The following is a 20,158-nucleotide window of genomic DNA, read 5'->3' on the forward strand; positions in this document are numbered from 1 at the left end:
TTCACGGTGTTGGTTTCGAAGGGGAAACCTCAAGCCGTCAGGAGTACGACTGTGTTATGTTAAATCTGCAGACCACATCTACAGACACCTTGGTGGTTGATCTCGACGGCACTCTGCTCAGATCAGATATGCTGCACGAAAGTTTCTGGGCAGCTTTCTCGTCAGACTGGCGTACACCGTTTCGCGCAATAAAGGCGTTGTGCGCGGGCAGATCAGCTCTAAAACGCGAACTGGCCGCGCGAGCAGATATCGACTCGTCAACCCTCCCTTATGATTTGAAGGTCATTGAATATATCGAGAGTTGGCGTAGAGCGGGAGGGCGAACCGCTCTGGTTACTGCTAGCGATCAAAAAATTGCCGATTGCATCGCGAAGCACCTTAATATCTTCGACGAAGTACATGGCTCAAATGGAAAGCAGAACCTCAAAGGGGCTAACAAGGCCGTTTTCTTGGAGGAGCATTTCGGTTCGGGGCGTTATGCCTATATGGGTGATGCGACAGCGGACTTGCCCATCTGGGAACGTTCCGGCCAAGCAGTCACGGTGAATGTTTCGCCATCTCTGCGTAGGATCGTCGACTCGATCGATACGCGCGTTGAACACCTCCAAACTAGTCAAACGCGCTTTGCCTCTTACCTAAAAGCGATCCGACCGCATCAATGGCTGAAGAATATTCTCGTTTTCTTGCCGACTTTAGCCGCACATGACCTTTCGGCTTCTGCGATTTTACATAGCCTCGGGGCTTTCGTTGCATTTTCACTCATCGCGTCAAGCGTGTATGTGACGAACGACCTTCTTGATCTGCGCGCAGATCGAGCCCATCCGCGCAAGCGAGAAAGGCCGCTTGCATCAGGCGCGTTACCCATTTCGCATGGAGCACTGATGCTCGTGATGCTGATAGGGGCAGGAACGGGAATCGCGGCGCTCCTGGGTTGGCCCTTTGTATTTGTTATGGCAGTGTATTTCATCATCACAACGGCATATTCGCTAACGCTGAAGCGCCGTGTAATTATCGATATTTGTACGCTGGCCGCCCTTTATACGATGAGAATTATCGCTGGGGCTGTGGCCACGGGTATTACGCTATCGGTATGGCTTTTGGTATTTTCTGCATTCTTCTTCTTTTCATTGGCCGCCGTCAAACGGCAGGCCGAACTGATTGACAACGCAGCGCGTGGCAAATTGAAGGCAGCAGGCAGGGGGTACCGGGTCGAAGATTTGCCTGTGGTCTCAATGATGTCTGTTGCCTCAGGCTACGTTTCGATTTTGGTGATGGCACTCTATATCAATTCTCCTACCGTGATGGTTCTCTACTCCGAGCCGATATTTTTAGGAGCAGTTTGCGGGATCTTGTTTTATTGGATATCACGGATAGCGATGCTAACGCATCGAGGACATATGCACGATGATCCGGTTGTTTTTGCAGCGCGTGACCGCACAAGTCAGATTTGCATTATACTGATGATTGGCTTTGTCATCGGAGGTACAGTGTTATGAGTGTGGAGGTCCTAATATTTCGGTATACGGCCTTCGCTGTCCTGGCAACCATAGCCAATTTGGGAATGCAGCGCTTGGTACTGTCGATCAATTCGTCAACCTGGGGATTTGCATCTGCTGTCTTTTGCGGCACGCTTGTGGGGCTTCTAATCAAGTACTTCCTAGACAAGCGCTGGATCTTCGCCGATACATCACGCAGCATCCGCGCGCATAGTCGGAAATTTACTCTCTACACCACCATGGGAATTGTCACGACGTTGATTTTCTGGGCAACAGAAACCACGTTCTGGGTGATCTGGAAATCCAACTTGATGAGAGAAATCGGAGCGATCATCGGCCTGACAATTGGTTATGTGGTTAAATACCATTTAGATCGCCGATTTGTCTTCACAGACTCGCAGAGAGCGAAACCAGCATGACGCTTGAAGGATGGGGCAGATTTCCCGTCTATCAGGGCACTTCCGAGGCTCCGCGGAACGAGGCGGCATTGTCTGCATTGGTATCTGAGCATGCCGTCATTGCCCGTGGAAATGGCCGTGCCTATGGGGACAGCGCCATAGGATCGAATAAGACCGTTTCGATGCGTCATTTCAATCGGATGCTCTCATTTGATGCGTCGGCTGGCATTCTAGTCGCCGAGGCGGGTGTATTGCTGGCTGATGTGATATCAACATTCCTTCCACGAGGTTGGTTTCCTTCTGTGACACCGGGAACGAAATTTGTCACGCTCGGAGGCATGATCGCTGCAGACGTGCATGGAAAGAACCACCACAAAGAGGGCAGTATTGGCGCTTTTGTGGACTGGCTTGATGTCGTCACACCAGCAGGTAAGATAGAGCGCTGTTCGCCGCAGAAAAATGCAGATTTGTTCAACTGGACCACCGGTGGAATGGGGCTTACGGGTATCATCTTGCGAGCAGCTCTTCGTCTACGCCCAGTCGAAAGCGCCTGGATACGTCAAACCTTGCGACCGTTGCCAAATCTAGATGCAGCGCTTGATGCATTTGAAGCAACTCAGGACGCAACATATTCGGTAGCGTGGATCGACTGCCTAAGCCGGGATGACAAACTCGGTCGTTCTCTTTTGATGCTGGGGGAGCACGCCACGCGCGCCGATTTATCAGGGGACAAGTTGAGGTATCCTTTCGAAACTCCAACGAAAAGGAAATTGTCTATTCCGTTCGACTTTCCGCAAGGACTGTTAAACAGACTGTCTGTGCGAGGGTTCAATGGGCTCTATTATTGGAATGGCTCTCGCGAAAGCGGCGAAACACTGGTGGATTGGGACAGTTATTTCTACCCACTCGATGCTATCCTCGGCTGGAACAAGATCTATGGGCGCAAAGGACTAATGCAATTTCAATGTGCGCTACCTCTGGAGCACTCCAAACGCGGCCTAACTGCGCTACTTCAAGCCACATCCGCTGCCGGGGCCGGCTCTTTCTTGGCGGTGCTAAAGCGGTTCGGCCAGCAAGACAGCGCATTTTCTTTCCCAATGTTGGGCTACACATTGGCTCTGGATTTCCCGGTAAACCAGCGAACGCTTTCACTGATGTCGCGGCTCGACCAAATCACGATGGACCATGGCGGCCGGTTCTATCTGGCTAAAGACAGCCGAATGCCCGCCGATACTTTGCACCGTTCTGATCCACGCGCCGCTACTTTCGCCGCCCGCCGCGATGAAGCCGGGCTAAGCAGCAGTTTTCGTTCAAAACAATCAGAAAGGCTCAAACTATGAGCAAAGGTGCAGTGCTGATCTTGGGGGCACGATCCGACATTGGTCTTGCGATAGCCCACGAATTCGCAAAAAGCGGTCATCCAATACAGCTCGCACTGCGAGATCCCGCACATTTGGAAACGGCACAGAAGGATTTGCTTTTGCGTTATAATGTGCCGGTTACTCTTCACGTCTTTGACGCTCTCGCATTCGAAACGCATGCAAGTTTTGTCGACGATCTACCCGAGCTCCCCCAGATCGCTGTTTGTGCTGTCGGACTGATGGGTGACCAAGTAGAGAATGAACAAGATGTGGATGCGGCAGTGACAGTCATGCGATCCAACTATGAAGGTCCCGCCAGCATTCTGGCTCTCTTGGCAAATCGCTTCGATCAACGCGGCTCAGGCAAAATCGTTGGTATCAGTTCTGTTGCAGGTTTGCGCGGGCGTGCCACCAACTATGTCTATGGCTCGGCCAAAGCCGGATTCACGGCCTTCCTTTCTGGTCTGCGTAACCGCATGGCTCGTCGGAATATCCATGTTCTTACGGTTCTGCCAGGCTTTGTAGCCACTCGAATGACAGAGGGCATGGACCTGCCTGCACGTCTTACTGCGGCGCCGGAAGAAGTAGCAGAAGCCATTTCTCGCGCTCTGATCAAAGGACGCAATGTGATTTATGTTCGTTCGATTTGGAGGCTGATCATGATGATCATCACCCTTATTCCAGAAACAATCTTCAAAAAAATGAAGATCTGATGTGAAAACATATAAAAACATGTTGAGATACCCCAACCCAGCGCGCCATCCCCTTTGACCCGAAGCAGCTATCGTACATATTTTTACATCATCTGAAGAATCCAAAGCAAAATTCAATTTCAAGCGGCTGAGCGGGTTTCGAAAAAACACTACTGAAAGAGCATGGATGGGAGAGCTACTCGCTTAATACCTTTGCAAAACTCTACTAGGAGAAAACTATGAACGTTCCCGCCAAGATCGAGACAGAATTGGATGACAATTTCGTCACCAAGTTCGAGCAAGACGGCTATGTCGTGTTGCGCAATTTCCTAAGCGAACCGGCGCTTGATGCAATCCGCCAAAGCTTAGAATCGATCTTCAAGGTTTACGCAAACGAAGGTGAAAACATTTTTGATACCGTTGAACGTCTCGCGACAGAGGAAAAAGATCTCTTTTATCGAATCTATAAGTTCATCGCGAAATCCTTTGTTTCACTCTATCCTGTACGACTTGAGTGCTTACCCATTGTGGAAAAGCTTCTGGGTGGGAAAGTTCATATCGATATCGGTTCCGCGGTGATCTTCGCTCCACCAGAAAATACGCGTCTTACCTGGGGTTGGCACCAGGAAACAACCTACGATCCCGATATGCCTGACGCCCTTCATTTCAGCTTTCCCATTTTCGAACCTGCTCGCGTCGAGAACGGCTCCATGAGCGTATTGCTTGGTTCGCACAAGCTGGGGACATTGCCCTACGACAAGGTTAAGATTACGGATGATGCTGCAACGAGCCTGGTGCCCAAAGATATGGAGCAATGGTGCAAAGACTACGAGGAAGTTCCCTTCATAGCTCATCCAGGCGACATCGCAGTCTTTCACAACGATTTGATCCATCGCTCAAACTCTAACCTCTCCGGTCGATCTAGGATCACAGGGTTGGTTCGCATTGCGAGGATTGACAAATTACCTGAAGCGGCCAGCTGGATTGACGGAAAGGTATATTAAGTAATGCGATGCGTGGATAGTTAATGCGCGAGACCACTCGCAAGTGGGCTGCTCTATATCTTCTCATTTTTAGATATTTTGGTATCCAACCGTATGATCATATGCTAGCTACAACACCGTCCACTATTTGTGATTTTAGCTTCAGAGGGTTCGCGCCTATTATTCATAAATCTAATCGTTGTGTTAATCTCGCTTGTGTTGTTACGAGTTTTGGCTATGTCTGTTGTTCACAATCACTCTGCATTTCATGAGAAGCCGAGTAGCTATATCGGATGGGGCCTCTTTTGGCTTGTGATCGCGACGATAGGAGCACTCGCGTTTTTTATTGAAGGAATCCAGGCACTATTGAGTGCTTGGCAGCTCCCTGAATATAGCCATGGTCCACTGATACCCGTCTTATCTGCACTGCTCTTTCTGCGACAACTCAAAACTGTTCCAGAGAACCATGGAGCGGCAGACTGGCGTTGGGTCGGGTTTGCCGTCCTAATCGTCGCTCTATTGTTCGGATTATTGGGAAAGCTCGCCACAATCGACGATATTGTCGCTTATGCACTAATACTGTGGGTTGGAGGCTTACTACTAATAAGTTTTGGGTGGCGCACGGGCAAGCATTTTTGGCCACCGGTCTTGCATCTGGTTTACATGCTTCCGCTTCCTGGCGTGATCTACTTTAAGATGTCAAATTGGTTACAGTTTATTTCCTCTGAATTGGGCGTGTGGTTCCTTCAGCTTCTGTCAGTTCCAGTTTATCTGGATGGGAATATCATTGATCTTGGAGTTACCAAACTACATGTTGCAGAAGCCTGTTCAGGCTTGCGCTACCTATTTCCCATCCTAAGTTTTTCATATATATTTGCCGTCTTATACAAAGGTCCGGTTTGGCACAAAGCGGTTCTGTTGATTTCGGCGGCTCCCATTACAGTTGTCATGAATTCAATTCGGATCGCTGTTGCGGGATACATCGTCAACTATTGGGGCGTTGATTGGCTAGAAGGCTTCACACACTTCTTTGAAGGATGGGTCATTTTTTTAGTCTGCATTCTCGTACTATTTGGGCTAGCGAGGATAATGTTGCTTTTTAACGGCGATCGAATGTCGCTAGTAGATGCGCTTGATCTTGATACCAGTGGCTTAGGCACGCAGTTCATGAGATTGCGTTTGGTTCAACCCTCTGGCGCGCTCATTTTCGCAGCGCTGGTTTTCGTACTCGCCGCATTTGCTTGGCAAGCCCTCCCCCAACGTGGAGACCAAATTGCCTCGCGTGACAGCTTTTCAGAGTTCCCGCGTCGATTGGGCAATTGGCAACAACTTGGTTCACAACAATACTTGGATGCTAGAGTTGAGCAGGCTCTAGCCGCGAACGACTATCTGCAAATAGATCTAGCGCAAACTGGATCATCTTCGAATGTCGGACTCTTCATGGCCTGGTATGATGATCAAAGTCAAAATGGCGTCCACTCGCCAGAGATTTGTTTGCCTGGGGCCGGCTGGGAAATCGCTTGGTTTGAGCGGACTGATATCGGAAACATTTTAAACAGCGAAACACCATTCAACATTAATCGAGCCATCATCCAAAAGAGTGAATCGCGCATGATGGTATATTACTGGTTTGAACAAAAGGGACGTCGTATTGCTTGGGATTTCGCTGCAAAATACTGGCTACTGATGGATGGGATTCGAACCGGTCGAACCGATGGTGCGCTTGTCCGTCTAACTACAGTCATCGACCCAGGGGAATCCGACGCTGCTGCAGAAGCGCGTCTGCAAGATGTGGTTGACCAACTTTCGCCGGTGCTTCCGCGTTTCATACCATTGTGACAATTGACCCACCAAACCTCGACAAGCCTAAGATGTAGGCCCACTGGATAGACTCGGACACGCGATTGCATGCACATACTTACCCGACTATTTGAATGTGCCTAATGATCGTCGAACAATTTTGCACTGACTGATATAAGCTTCACATAGTTGTCCAAGCGCGGATGTATCCTCGATATGTCGACCAGAAAAAGAGGACTGAATGGCTAAAACTAGTAAGTCGCTTCTTCATCCACTCAGAAGCCTCAAAGGCGTCAGTTCAAAGCATCCTGATCTACAGGCAGATGTTGCGCCTAGCTTGTCTCTCTCACCTGGTGACGAGAGGCATCTAGTATCTATGATAGGCGACGCCGATCAACCAGTTTGGGATCAACCTGCCGACCCTGAGACCTCGGTTAAGATCAATGTTTTTCGAAGCGATCATCGTATTGCACCAGAAGGCGCATTCTTCGACCTAACGCTTTCTGGTTTCGATACAAATACGCTGCCGCAAGGCGAATATGACCCAAGCTTCCATGACAAGTACGTATTCTGGGATTATGGCGAAAGCTACGCTTTCACCGCCCCAGTCAACGTACTGATGATGGACGATGCAGATGGTGGAAACCGGGCCGACAGCAGATACAGCCGTGGCCCACTTGGTAGCCACGTGTACCGTGTGCCAGGACGATATACGGTGCGTGTTGCAGTGTTTGAACCGGACAGTGGTAAGTGGGGCCAGGGCTCGACCATCATCGCTGTTGGCAACCCGGATACATTTTTTTCCGGCTCAGCAACACTCTATGTCAATTCGTCAGGCGACTATTCAAATGCACCAGCTGGCGCACAGACAACGACAAGCCTCGAAGCAGCTTTGACAAGGATTGGCAGAGCTCTGACTCCGCATCGGATCGTCCTTGAGCGCGGGCAGACATATACGCTGACCAAGCAATTCACGTTTCGACCACCAACCTCTGCTTCTGGCGTGAGCTTTCGGATCGAGGCGCGCGCCGGCAGCGGTGCGCAACCTGTTATTACATTTTCACCCGGCTTTTCTGGCTTTTCCGTGTTTCAGGATTTGGCTCTTCACGACGCCATTGGCGCCGACAGCGAGACTGTACTTCACGATATCGAATTTCGCGGGCTTTGGGACGTCGCCTCGGAAACGGGCGTGCGACTGGAATTAATCCGTTTTCCACCAGATCGATCAGCAACAACAGTCGTCGATAAGTGCACTTTTAGCGGGTGGGGCCTCGCTCTTCATGCAACAGACGGCGTGAGGACAGCAGGAAAACGGTCATTTAGCAATGATCTGCGCTTCAAAAGCATGGGTGACTACGCCATTTTGGATGGGGCCCTGGGTTATTGCGCCATCACTGGTTGCGGCTTTATCCAAGATGTTGATGCAATGATGGGTGGCCCCAAGAATAATAAGCACAACACACACGGCCCCCTTCGTATCGCCGGGGCTTCCAAGTCGAATATCTGGGCCTGTGATATGTATAGCGCCACGGGTTGGTCCGGGACCCGCGACTTCATCATCGCACAACCCTGTCTACGCTGGAACACAGATTGCATTATCGGTGCGAAGCTCAATTTACAAGCTTGCGCTATGGAATCGCCGTCCAATGTCCTGTCAATCGAGACCGCAAATTCAAATCCCAAATTAGCCGCGGTAGCCAATGAACGCGTGCCTTGCAATGCTCTGGTCGAGGGCAATATTGGTGTATCAGGCTGGCAGGCGTTCTATTCGCTGGGCGTTGCTCATGGTGGGGTTACCTTGCGCAACAATATCTTCGTTTTGGCCAATGCGAATGGCTCTTTCGAAGGTGGGCGACCTATTACAAAACAGTGTTTCGTGAAATTTGTGGGCGGGGCCGAGAACATCGGAAGTGTTCTCGCAACGCCACAGCGTTTTTATAACAACACGTTCGTTAACCTGACAAATTCGGCCGCCCGACTTGGTATCGATGAAATTGGCTTCGAAAACACTTTGGCTCGAAACAACATAGTGCACGAACCAGGCGTGAATCCACCTAATACACCCTTTGCACCATTAGCCAAAACATCAGCGTTCGCATGTCGGTATCCGGGTTACCGCGACCAAAATACGCGCTTTACAACTACCAATGCCACGCCGGTCGATAGCGCTCAAATTTGGCGACCAGAAATAGGATCACGCGCTTTGGGAGAGGCGATATTGGAACCAAACGCGAGCGTAGACTTTAAAGGCACTTTTCGGCCAGAATACCCCTCGGTCGGAGCAATGGAGATTGACTGACTTCGATCGCCATACACGCATCGCAGACAACGCATCTCAGTCACTATCTTCCAAGTTCTCACAGTATAGGATGATTGCGCACTGATGCCACCGCTAGCCATCGTGCTTTCTGCACTCTTAGTCGGCTTGAAGAGTTTCCTTCGGCAAAATCCCACGATACCGCACCAAGCAGACAATGGATCACTTATATTCAATGAGACCACGAGGGCGACCTAATAAGCGGCGCGCATGATACTCAATGATCCCCACAGTTTCTGCGAACTTCCCGATACTTAGAAGCCAAGCTCTCTCCCAAGCGACACGAGATGCGCCTTCTCGCATAGCAATGCGCAACGCACGTACCGGGTAAACGATCAACAGCAAAAATGCCCAAGGCGTGAGCAGCAATGACAGAAGAATAACCGCTACCGGCACACCTGCTCCCCACAATAACGCGCGACGAACCTGGTCTATGCAGTGACGCTCAGGAGCCGCACCATGCAGCACTGCGCCCTCTGCCCATGCATGCCCTGCGCGCCGAGCCCGGGACCAATATTGGCCGAACCTGTTCATTGCTGCGTCGTGTAAAGTCATCTCTTCATCAATACGCCAGATTCTCCAGCCCACTGCCCTTAGCCGAACGCACAATTCGGGCTCTTCTCCTGCAATGAGCTTGGGATCATATCCACCAATTTCATCCAGCGCCTCCATGCGGATAAGCGCATCTCCACCACAGGATCGCCGCTCACCCAGTGGGACATCCCACTCCCAGTCGCACATCCGGTTATATATCGTGTCTTGGGGAAAGCGCTCCCGTCGACGTCCGAACACTACGCCTACTCCAGGATGATCCGCGATGAACGACTGCGCCGCCTTCAGCCAGCCTTTCTGCAGCTCACAATCACCATCCATAAATTGGACGAGATCAGGTTTGTCGCCTTGATCTCGCAGTCGATTAATCCCGGCATTTCTCGCTCGCGCAGCGGTAAACGGCTGCGACATATCAAGCTCTACAAGTTCCGCTCCCATGGCCACAGCCATCTCCTGTGAGCCATCTGTAGAGCCACTGTCCACATAGACCACTCGCTTGGCGTCGCGCACCGAAGCAAGTCCCCGGATCAACCGCGCACCTTCGTTACGACCGATGATAACCACGGCCAGCTTCACGCCCTTAACCCCCCAGCCTTGATAACTTTAGCCAAATCTTTTGCATCGACCATTGCTTTTACGAACACCCACGCAATGTGAAAACAGTGCTCTCTGCAATAGTAGCGCGAACGGAAAGAGCCATTGCAACAATTACAACAGCACTCTTGTACCACCACGCGATCATCTTCATGGAATATCACCAATATCGTTACAGATCTTGAGTATCTGGCAGTTGCACCCGGGCAACCCAAACTGCCCGTGGTATTGAACACGGCATCACCCCTTCATCCTTCGAGCATGTTGGCTTGATTTGCGGCGATTCGTGCGACGCGTCTGCCGCGTGTATTTGTTGACTGGCTCTTCCGTAACGGATGACGACACAGAATTATGCAGTGGCGCGGTAGACGCACCCGCCCCTGGACGTTGCCGCTGGTAACTCAAACGCACCGGAGGTGGATCAATTGCAAACTTCTCATTAGCCTCGGTGACACGACCATATTCCAGACGCCCCCACAGCGCACCCGCCATCAACAGCTTGTCTGGTGTCATACCCGAATTAGGAATCAAATCGATTACCGAAGCCGTAAGCACGCATCCGATAACAATGCTTTCCATACCAATTTCGTCGCGGCGCCAGTGCCACAAAAGCAGGATCACGGGAAAAACCAGTAACCCGAAACGCGCGAGGAAACCTGCCCAGCCGTAGACGCTCAAGGCGATCACCCAATGGCCGTCGACCACTGCATAGTTGCCGCCTCCAATATATAGGTTTCGACCCCATGTTCCCCAACCAAATAAAGGCCGTTCCTGCGCTCGAGCCAGCAAAAGCTCCTCAGTATTCAGCCTGAATTCCAGTGATGCTGCACGTTGTGAACTTATATTGTTAACGAAAGCCAGCACGTCTTCCAACGGCACCAACTCCAAGCCGCGTAATACTGGATAAATTGTCACCACGGTGGCCAACAGCGCCGATACGTAGACCAAGACACGGCGGGGGGCGAAAAGAATCAGCGGAGAAAAAAATAGCGCAATCATCTGCGCACCAAGCGACTTGCTGGCCACAAGTGCGATCAAAATAGCTGCGCCCGCCAATAAAAACCTGACTCGGCTTTTCCCAGAGTTTATCCTCGCCAGTCCCAGCGTCATAAGTAGTGCCGCCGACAAAAAGATACTGAGTTGCAATCCGTGTGCAAGAAAGACGATTGGACGATATCCTCCGCCACGTACATGCTGAATCCAGCTATGCTGGAAATATCCATATAGCGTTCTGTTGATCTGAGGCGACATGCGCGCTTCGAATAGGACCAATGGCACATAAGCCAGGGCACCGACACAGAAGCATAACAACAACAGCCGCTGAGCATCTGGATGACCAAGAAATTTTCGCCCGAGAAGTAATGGAATGATCAATACCAGAGCTTGCAGCGATTGGGCGGCTATGTCGGTCAAGGGAACACCGGAGATAACAATCGTCCCCCCAAAAATCTGCCGTCTCCAATTAAACACGTTGGTCTCAATAATCGGATCACGATTTGTCAGAATCGTCATCACAACACCTAAAATCAAAAGAGCAACGAGCATCCTCGGTACAGCATTCCCCGGCAGCCAGCCCGGTAGCCAAGTAGTCGGTTGTTTCTGTCCACGTAACATTTGGTTTTGATTGCGTGAAACAGCCACCAAACACAGAAGCAGCGCCGTATACGCTGAGATAGTGTATTTGTTGAGCTCGTAGAAAAGAGGAAGGTCGACCGCTCGACCTGTAGGCAAGAACAGGTAGCCACCGAGAATTGTTATGATCAAAGTGACTTCTACAGTCCGACCCCTGCTGAGAAGAACCGCAATCACAGGCCAACTCAGGATCACTGCAACCGCTGGTATCAAGGCGCATATCCCTCGCTTGGCAACGACAAAAACCTCAGCGTCAGTTCTGCGCTTGTGGCTTCAGTTCTCTTTTTTAGCCTATGGATCTTCACGAAACCGAATATCACAAAGATATCTCCGCAGCCAAATATCATTAGACGGGGACCAGTCTATTGATTTTCAGCTTCCAACTCGGCCTCCCGCAACCGAGCGACAGCCTCCTGCGCCTGCACTATCTGAGCACGCGTATCTTCCGGGCCAGCAAGCTCTAGAACGCGTTGGTAGGCAGCTATCGCATCCTGAGGTCGGTCGAGGGCGGCATAAACTTCTGCCAGATGATACTGCACAATCGGATCTTGTGGAACACCAGCGGCGGCGCTTTGAAGATACGGCAATGCCGCTTCAGGGTCGCCACGCCGAAAGGCCAGCCAACCAAATGTGTCTTGAAAAGCGGGAATATCAGTATCGCGCAATCGACGCGCGATCACCCAAGCCCTCTCGATACTTTCAGGATCATTCTTATAGGTTACCAGGAGACTTGCGAGATTGTTGGCAAAAACTACCGAGTCTGAATTAACTGCATACAGATCTTCATAGATGGCGATGGTTGCATCGATATTACCCGCTCGTTCCAACTCGCCCGCCTTAGCCCACAAAAGAACCGGGGCATCTGGCATCGCAGCCAGCGCTTCGTCGAGTAATCCGCTAGCGGTGTCCTCATCCTCCGCAATCTGTGCAATGCGGTAAAGTTGCTGCCAAACGTTTACCCTTGTGGGATCTTCAACTACCAATGCACGCATAAGTGTCTGGGCAGACTCCCAATCGCCTGTTGCCGCCAGCGTATTGGCAAGTATGAAACGCCGCTGCGGATCATTTGGTGCCTCTTCCACAATCGCTTCCGCACTGCGAAGAGCAGCTTCACTTTGTCCCGTCGAGAGTTGAGCGCGCAGTAATAGGGCCTTATCTTTCAAACCTGCATTTGCACCCGTGGTCATTTCCTCGAGAAATGCGAGTGCCGCCTCAACTCCCTGTTGGCTTAGAAGCAATTGGACTTGCAGTCGATTTGCCGCATTTATGGCTGCATCGGTACCGATTTGGCGCAGTTGACGAACCGCCATTGATGCTCGGTTAAAGTCGCTGGTGGCAAGATACATATCCCCCAAAAGTGACAGAATCTCAGCGCTTTTAGGGGTTCGGCGCAGCCCGGACAACAAAACTTCTTCAGCAGAATTGAGACTATTTGTTGCAGCCAGCATCTGAGCATAGCGCAATGTTGTATCTGGAGCGTTATTCGATGCATCCACGGCTTGGGCCAGAACATCAAGCGCCAAGTCTTCGCTACCTGCTCGGATATATGCGTCCGCCAACAAACCCATCGCTTGCACACTATTAGGATATATGTCAAGCACGCGACGCAAGTCCGAGATTGCGCCGTTTGGATCATCGACATCAATGAGGCGCTCGGCCCGCATCGTCAGGGCATCGACATCGTCAGCATCAGTTTCCAATACCTTTTCGACCAATTGCTGAGCCCCAGCAACGTCTCCATCAACAATCAACATGCGAGCAAGAGAGATTCGGGCTTCATTAATCAAGTCAATGCTTGCTTCATCCTCGCCTTCCCGTTCAAGGACCGAGCGCAAATCAGAAATTGCCTTGTCGCGCCTCCCGTCCTCAAAGTCTAACACCGCCAAGAGTACGCGCAGGCTGTCTGGCTCTGGACTGATTTCAATAGCCGCATCTAGTTCAACACGAGCAGCTTCATTACCATGTACTTCCTTGATAAACCTCACGAGACTTATGAAGAAAGAAGGATCCGGTGCTGCCGGATCACCAATGGTTCGCAAATAGGCCTCCGCACCTTTTGGATCTCCGTTTGCCATCAAAAACTTCACTAGTGTTTCTTTGGCATCCGCGTCATCAGGGAAACGCGCGATCACGTTGCGCAAATGCTCTTCCATCAGACCACGATCACCGAATCGTTGCAGCAATAATAACCGCTGATCGTAGTAAGTGCTGTTTTTTGGCTCACGTGCGATCATCACATCTAACTGCGAAAGTGCTGCGTCTAGATTGTCTGAGCGAAGATAACTGTCAAAAAGGACGTGTTGCAGCAGATCACTCTCGGGTATCACTATAGAAAGCTCTTTTGCCTTCCGAGCGAGGGCCTCAACAGAACCGCTATCCTTGTTGATGATTGCTTCTCGGTAGTGCAATGCAATATCTAGAGATTGGCTGCGTGGCAAATTCGGCGCCAACTCCACAACCCTTTTCCCATGACGAGTGAACTCATCCCAGTCACCCGCCTTAAACGCCAATTCTGCTAAAGAAACGCGCCCATCTACATCATCCGGAGACAACTCGATCAGTCGTATATACTGACTGTATGATGCCGCGTTGTTGCCAGTCTCCCTCATAACCTGAGCCATCGTGCGTCGAGCTTCGACGTGGTTGGGCGCAAGCTGAAAGATGTTGCGTAATTCAACAATCGCGCGATCTAGGTCACCAACTTCGATCAATTCTTGTGCCGACGAAAAATGCTCCTCCGCGCGTTCTTCTGCAGTTTTACAAGCGGCAAGCGCTATACACACGCCAAAGACCAATACACTTCTTCGAAAAGTCCGAGTTAACATTTCGTACACCTCAAAAAACCTTCATGTGTTGCCGAAGGAAACTCACGTAATATAGTTGAGCCATATATCTGATGCATACCTTGCAATGCAAACAACGGCTGAATCAAATGAAGTTAAGCTCATTCACTGGATGTGACAGATCGAAAGTGCAAACTAATCGGTCAGATCGTATTTATTGGCAAAGGATCGCACCCATACCAGAGTCTTATAGCTCGATAAGCATTCTCGTGCCAACTACTCCAGTAAATATTAGTGCAACATAAGATTCATAACTCGAACATGGCGAGTTCCGTGAAGAGGATGACCAACTAAATTACGTTGGACGTCTGCTATAGTAGTCTGCACCTCGCCTTCAGTGGTCTAGTTTTTGCAGTGGAACTCTACGCGCTTCTGAGAGTTACACCCAGTCAAGCGTGTTCTTTATCCACAAGGCGCGCCTCACCACCGTAAACCATTGTGATTGAAGAATGTAACCTTACCCAATTCAGGCTAAACTTCGATACTCGGGTTACCTCAGAGTTTCCAGGTATAAGGCTTCAGATCCTTCATCTGAGCGTCAATCACCTATGAACTCAAGCCTAGTCGCCGTTCAATTTCCCAATCGGGGAAAATGAAGGAGGGAAATCGATGGATTCTGAACTAAGCGAAGTTACAATGGTCAAATCTATGTGCAACGCAAATACCCATTGCCTTTTCCAACAAAGCAACTAGTAGAGACGCGACTTCGTATTCGAGCCTCCTCTAACTTCCCTGCGCAGACTTAGATAATGAGCGATTTTGTCATGACACAGACATCACTGGACAACCTGCTACACAAACTTAATGCGAAGCAGGCTGTGATCGGGATTGTTGGACTGGGATATGTTGGACAGCCCCTGGCCCTCAGATATACCGAAATTGGATACCGGGTCATTGGCTTCGACCTGGATGCCACAAAGGTGCAGGACTTAAACTCCGGTCACAGTTCGATTGAGCATATCGACGATGCCCGCATCACAGCGGCACGGGAAAATGGGTTCGAGGCTACCACGGATTTTTCGCGTATCGCTGAGGCGGATGGCATTATGCTTTGCGTGCCAACGCCACTCAACAAATATCGCGAGCCAGATCTGAGCTTTGTCACCGACACGTGCGATCAGATAGCAGATCATTTGCGTCCGGGTCAGGTTATTGCGCTGGAAAGCACAACTTATCCAGGCACAACCAAAGAAGAAGTTTTGCCTCGGCTTGAGAAAAATGGACTTGAGGTTGGTGAGGATCTTTTTGCTGTCTACTCACCCGAACGCGAAGACCCCGCCAACCCTGATTTTACGACTAATACAATCCCAAAAGTGGTCGGCGGACATACAGAGGCTTGCCTGAGGGCGGGCATCGCGCTTTATGAGCATGCGATTGATAAGCTCGTACCGGTAAGCTCGACCGAGACTGCCGAGATGACAAAGCTTCTGGAAAATATCCACCGGGCGGTAAACATTGGCCTCGTGAACGAGATGAAAATCGTTGCTGACCGCATGGGGATCGATATTTTTGAGGTTATCGACGCGGCCGCGACCAAACCCTTCGGGTTTACGCCTTACTATCCGGGTCCGGGACTTGGAGGGCACTGCATCCCTATCGATCCATTTTACCTGACCTGGAAAGCACGTGAATACGGCATCAACACACGCTTCATCGAATTGGCCGGTGAAGTGAACACGGCGATGCCGGAATATGTGTTTGGCAAACTCGCCAATGCGCTGAATGATCGCAGCAAAGCGATTCGTGGCAGTAAAATCATGGTTTTGGGCATCGCGTACAAAAAAAATGTCGACGACATGCGAGAGAGCCCTTCTGTCACCTTGATGGAGCTGATCCGAGACAATGGAGGAGACCTCAGCTACTCGGACCCCCATGTGCCCGAGTTTCCCACGATGCGGGAACACTTCTTTGAATTGTCATCTGAAACCCTTACCCCTGAGGTTCTGTCGGAGCAGGATGCAGTTATTCTGGCGACCAATCACGATGCCTTTGATTATGAGTTGATCAAAAATCACGCGAAGCTCCTCATCGACACCCGCGGTAAATACCGTACCTCTGAGCAAAATATTGTTCGTGCTTAAATGAAATCGTGACCGGCTTTGCCGAGCAGGGCAGGAACACCTGGCGGATGGTACTTAGGAACGGCTGTCGCTCGTATGATCGCTTACGCGGGACCAAAACTCTGAATGGTTTGACGGTGTCCTAAGCGCTGGATGAATGCGCTGAGAATTGGACCCGCAAGGCAAAAATGTCGGCACTTTCCTGCCATTCCAATCAATTCATCGGTACGAACACCGCCTAAACAATTGGCGGCGCATGAAACGCGCGTTGTTCCGGTGCAGGTAGGCAGATATAGTTGCGGGAAATGTCAGGCCGCCTTCGGGTACAGGAAGATTGGCTGTTGACGAGTTCCAATTGTGAGCAATCAAGGGCCAAAACGCGTGAGCTTGAAAAACCGCAACACCCCGCCTCAGCGCCATGAGCTGCGAAAGGTGCGTAATCAGGGGAACAGTTTCCTGGCGCTTGCCTTCATTTTCAGCGTTTTTGTCAATCTGCTTATGCTGACCGGACCGCTGTTCATGCTGCAAGTGTATGATCGGGTCCTTGGGTCACGCTCGGTCGAGACTTTATCAGCGCTATTTCTGCTTGTCGCGCTGCTTTATGCGCTGATGGCGATGTTGGACTATGCGCGCGGCCGAATTGTGGCTCGGTTCGGAGCGCGATTTCAATCAGCACTCGATGAACGCGTGTTTGAAGGAACCATGCGACGCGCATTGTTCCCACAGGTTCGATCAGCACCTGCGACTGCATTGCGAGATCTAGAATCGATCCGTGCACTATGTGCCTCGCCCGTTTTGTTGGCGGTGATGGACATCCCTTGGACTCCAATCTTTGTGGCTGCAATTTTCCTGTTCCACCCGTTGCTAGGCTGGTTGGCCGTCGCAGGCGGAACGCTTCTGGTTGTTATCGCCCTACTAAACCAAGCGTTGACCCATCGCAAAGTGGCAGATGCTCAAATCGCCTCTGCCAAAGCAAATGCATTTTCTGAACACGCCAGACAAGCTGCCGAGGTCGTCAGATCTCAGGGCATGCAGGAAGATGTCTCAAAACGCTGGTTGAACCAACGCACCGAGGCGCTTTCTCAATCCATATCCGCAAGCGACTGGACCGGCAGCTTTACTTCGTTGACTAAGTCTCTGCGGCTGTTTTTGCAATCCGCCATGCTGGCGCTTGGCGCGTTGCTGGTTCTGCGCAACGAAATGACGCCCGGCGCTATGATTGCTGGCACGATCCTTCTGGGTCGCGCTTTGGCTCCGGTCGAAATGGCGGTGGGTCAATGGTCGATGATCGAACGCGCGCGCACGGCATGGATTAACCTGAACACATTTCTTGATTCAACGCCCCCCGAGGCGTCGCGCACCAAATTGCCCGTTCCGAAAGCACATCTTGTCGCAAAGGGCCTGACGGTGATCCCTCCGGGCGCGAAGACACCGACACTACGGAATGCGGCACTTGAGTTGCGCCCCGGCACAGCTCTGGGTGTGATTGGTAAAAGTGGGTCTGGCAAAACGACCCTAGCCAAAGCGTTGTTGGGCCTTTGGCAACCGGCGGCAGGGGAAATCCGTTTGGCCGGCGCTACACTTGATCAATACGACCCTGATGATCTTGGGCAACATATTGGCTATTTGCCCCAGCAGGTGACCCTCTTTAACGGAACGGTTGCTGAAAACATCGCCCGGATGTCACAAACCCCTGATCCCGAAGCTGTAGTTGCCGCAGCGAAAACAGCCAATGCGCATGAGCTGATTCTGGGGCTTGAGAAAGGATACGATACGTTCCTTGAGGGCAATGACAGCCAGCTTTCCGGTGGGCAGAAACAGCGGATCGCATTGGCGCGCGCTCTCTATGGTAATCCGGTATTGTTGATATTGGATGAGCCAAACTCGGCCCTGGATGCAGACGGAACCCTTGCCCTGAACAACGCGGTCCGCGAGCTCAAGAGCGCGGGCAAATCCACGATTATCATGACGCACCGGCCTCAAGCGATCTCGGAATGCGACGATCTTGTCGTTGTCGAGAAAGGCCAGATCGTCAAATCCGGTGGGCGCGATGAAGTTTTGAACACGATGGTCCAAAACGCCAACGTTATTAAAAGGCACCTGAACAAGGTGGGTGAATAATGGCAGACAAGAGTTCACGTCCCGTTTGGAGTATTAAAGCGCCCGCTTTTGTCGGCCTTTTGGCTCTGGCAGTTTTGATCCTGGGACTGGGATTATGGAGCGTCCGCACTGAGCTGGCCGGTGCTATTATCTCGCAAGGTGTGATCGAAGTTCAGAGCAATCGTCAGGTCATCGAACACCCCGATGGTGGCGTTGTAGGCGAGATATTCGTACGTGACGGTGACGCAGTGGCGCGTGGGGACATGATGCTGCGGCTTGACGATACGTTTTTGGCCTCGGAGCAAACGATCGTGGAATCTCAGCTATTTGAGTTACTTGCCCGAAAGACCCGGCTAGAGGCTGAACGGGATGGTGCGAACGCAGATACGTTAAAGCAAAATCTGCAAGAGCTCAAAGCCCGCGAATCGATCGACGACGATCTGTTGGAAGGCCAACAACGTCTGTTCAACGCCAGGTTGGAAACGCTGACCCAGCAGATCGACCAGCTTGGGAAACAGAAGATACAGATCCAGAACGAGATTGAGGGGACGCAGGCGCAATTGGCGTCACTGAATACTCAGGTCGAATTGATCAGAACGGAGCTCGAAGATCAGCAAGGTTTGCTTGATCGCGGCCTGACACAGGCCAGCCGCGTTTCTGCATTGCAGCGGGAAGAGGCAAATCTAACAGGGCAAATCGGCAGCCTCGAATCCACAGTTGCGCGACTGACAGGCCAGATCGCCACGACCGAGATTCAAATTGTTGAATTGCAGGCCACGCGGCGCGAAGAAGCCATCACCGAGCTTCGGGATGTGCAGTCTCGCGTTGTAGAACTGGCGGAACGTCGTCTTTCCCTTTCCGAGCGTTTGTCGCGTCTAGACATCCGTGCACCCGTCGCTGGCACAGTTTACGACAGTCAGGTTTTTGCCATCCAGTCTGTGATCCAGCCGGGTGAGCCGATGATGTATGTAGTGCCACAGGATACGCCCTTGTTGGTCGCAGCACGGGTGGATGCGTTGCATGTGGATCAGTTACATCGCGGGCAGGAAGTCGCCCTGCGCTTTCCCGCATTCAATCAACGCGACACGCCTGAGCTGAATGGCCGTGTGATCAATGTATCAGCAGATTCATTCACAGATGAGACAAGCGGCTTTACCTTCTACCGTGCTGAAGTTGTGCCTGACGAAGGACAACTGGACCGTTTGAATGGTCAGGAACTGTTGCCAGGTATGCCTGTCGAAGCCATGATCAAAACTGATGAACGCACTCCGCTTTCTTACCTGGTCAAACCATTGGCAGATTACTTCTACCGCGCGTTTCGAGAATAGCA

At 51.2% G+C, this 20,158-nt stretch carries 13 protein-coding genes; 10 read left to right on the forward strand and 3 right to left on the reverse strand.

Translation table 11 applies throughout. From position 1 onward, the window contains the following. The first annotated feature begins 56 nt into the window (after positions 1-56). The 7 genes from AC2TEM_RS06080 to AC2TEM_RS06110 all read left to right on the forward strand — a co-directional run bounded on the left by AC2TEM_RS06080 (position 57) and on the right by AC2TEM_RS06110 (position 9,029). Positions 57-1,496: a UbiA family prenyltransferase gene (locus AC2TEM_RS06080; protein WP_170422775.1), complete on the forward strand. Its 1,440-nt coding sequence runs from the start codon at positions 57-59 to the stop codon at positions 1,494-1,496. After that, entirely contained in the window at positions 1,493-1,915 is a 423-nt protein-coding gene (locus AC2TEM_RS06085) for a GtrA family protein (protein WP_170422777.1), read from the forward strand. The genes AC2TEM_RS06080 and AC2TEM_RS06085 overlap by 4 nt, the downstream gene beginning before the upstream one ends. Beyond that, on the forward strand, positions 1,912-3,234 hold the full coding sequence (locus tag AC2TEM_RS06090) for an FAD-binding oxidoreductase (RefSeq protein WP_170422779.1): 1,323 nt from the start codon (positions 1,912-1,914) through the stop codon (positions 3,232-3,234). Before AC2TEM_RS06085 ends, AC2TEM_RS06090 begins: the two co-directional genes overlap by 4 nt. Beyond that, positions 3,231-3,968 (forward strand): SDR family oxidoreductase, encoded by a 738-nt coding sequence (locus AC2TEM_RS06095; RefSeq protein ID WP_170422781.1) that lies wholly within the window; start codon positions 3,231-3,233, stop codon positions 3,966-3,968. The genes AC2TEM_RS06090 and AC2TEM_RS06095 overlap by 4 nt, the downstream gene beginning before the upstream one ends. A gap of 218 nt (positions 3,969-4,186) precedes the next feature. Then, entirely contained in the window at positions 4,187-4,951 is a 765-nt protein-coding gene (locus AC2TEM_RS06100) for a phytanoyl-CoA dioxygenase family protein (RefSeq protein ID WP_170422783.1), read from the forward strand. Positions 4,952-5,167: 216 nt separating this feature from the next. Continuing rightward, positions 5,168-6,769, forward strand: coding sequence for a VPLPA-CTERM-specific exosortase XrtD (xrtD, locus tag AC2TEM_RS06105; RefSeq protein ID WP_170422785.1), 1,602 nt, complete (start codon positions 5,168-5,170; stop codon positions 6,767-6,769). Between the two features lie 202 nt (positions 6,770-6,971). Then, positions 6,972-9,029 (forward strand): hypothetical protein, encoded by a 2,058-nt coding sequence (locus AC2TEM_RS06110; protein WP_170422787.1) that lies wholly within the window; start codon positions 6,972-6,974, stop codon positions 9,027-9,029. Between the two features lie 180 nt (positions 9,030-9,209). Here the strand turns inward: AC2TEM_RS06110 and AC2TEM_RS06115 are convergent, their stop codons facing one another. From AC2TEM_RS06115 to AC2TEM_RS06125, 3 genes are all read right to left on the reverse strand, one after another. Further along, positions 9,210-10,175 carry a glycosyltransferase family 2 protein gene (locus AC2TEM_RS06115; RefSeq protein WP_480790471.1) on the reverse strand — a complete coding sequence of 322 codons (966 nt, stop codon included), beginning with the start codon at positions 10,173-10,175 and terminating at the stop codon, positions 9,210-9,212. Positions 10,176-10,433: 258 nt separating this feature from the next. Then, the gene (locus AC2TEM_RS06120) at positions 10,434-12,002 is read right to left on the reverse strand and encodes an O-antigen ligase family protein (protein ID WP_170422789.1); all 1,569 of its coding nucleotides are present in this window, start codon (positions 12,000-12,002) and stop codon (positions 10,434-10,436) included. A gap of 185 nt (positions 12,003-12,187) precedes the next feature. Further along, positions 12,188-14,650 carry a tetratricopeptide repeat protein gene (locus AC2TEM_RS06125; protein ID WP_480856033.1) on the reverse strand — a complete coding sequence of 821 codons (2,463 nt, stop codon included), beginning with the start codon at positions 14,648-14,650 and terminating at the stop codon, positions 12,188-12,190. Positions 14,651-15,417: 767 nt separating this feature from the next. On the opposite strand from AC2TEM_RS06125, the gene AC2TEM_RS06130 reads away from it, so the two are divergent. From AC2TEM_RS06130 to AC2TEM_RS06140, 3 genes are all read left to right on the forward strand, one after another. Further along, entirely contained in the window at positions 15,418-16,749 is a 1,332-nt protein-coding gene (locus tag AC2TEM_RS06130; RefSeq protein ID WP_480790472.1) for a nucleotide sugar dehydrogenase, read from the forward strand. Positions 16,750-17,109: 360 nt separating this feature from the next. Beyond that, entirely contained in the window at positions 17,110-18,849 is a 1,740-nt protein-coding gene (locus AC2TEM_RS06135; protein WP_170394562.1) for a type I secretion system permease/ATPase, read from the forward strand. Continuing rightward, entirely contained in the window at positions 18,849-20,156 is a 1,308-nt protein-coding gene (locus AC2TEM_RS06140; protein WP_170394559.1) for an HlyD family type I secretion periplasmic adaptor subunit, read from the forward strand. Before AC2TEM_RS06135 ends, AC2TEM_RS06140 begins: the two co-directional genes overlap by 1 nt. Positions 20,157-20,158 lie beyond the last annotated feature (2 nt).

The organism is Ruegeria sp. HKCCD3925, from assembly GCF_057221175.1.

Coding starts and splice junctions, on each gene's coding strand:
- AC2TEM_RS06100 (WP_170422783.1), top strand. CDS start 4,187: ATGAACGTTCCCGCCAAGATCGAGACAGAATTGGATGACAATTTCGTC.
- AC2TEM_RS06085 (WP_170422777.1), top strand. CDS start 1,493: ATGAGTGTGGAGGTCCTAATATTTCGGTATACGGCCTTCGCTGTCCTG.
- AC2TEM_RS06095 (WP_170422781.1), top strand. CDS start 3,231: ATGAGCAAAGGTGCAGTGCTGATCTTGGGGGCACGATCCGACATTGGT.
- AC2TEM_RS06140 (WP_170394559.1), top strand. CDS start 18,849: ATGGCAGACAAGAGTTCACGTCCCGTTTGGAGTATTAAAGCGCCCGCT.
- xrtD (WP_170422785.1), top strand. CDS start 5,168: ATGTCTGTTGTTCACAATCACTCTGCATTTCATGAGAAGCCGAGTAGC.
- AC2TEM_RS06110 (WP_170422787.1), top strand. CDS start 6,972: ATGGCTAAAACTAGTAAGTCGCTTCTTCATCCACTCAGAAGCCTCAAA.
- AC2TEM_RS06080 (WP_170422775.1), top strand. CDS start 57: ATGTTAAATCTGCAGACCACATCTACAGACACCTTGGTGGTTGATCTC.
- AC2TEM_RS06090 (WP_170422779.1), top strand. CDS start 1,912: ATGACGCTTGAAGGATGGGGCAGATTTCCCGTCTATCAGGGCACTTCC.
- AC2TEM_RS06125 (WP_480856033.1), bottom strand. CDS start 14,650: ATGTTAACTCGGACTTTTCGAAGAAGTGTATTGGTCTTTGGCGTGTGT.
- AC2TEM_RS06130 (WP_480790472.1), top strand. CDS start 15,418: ATGAGCGATTTTGTCATGACACAGACATCACTGGACAACCTGCTACAC.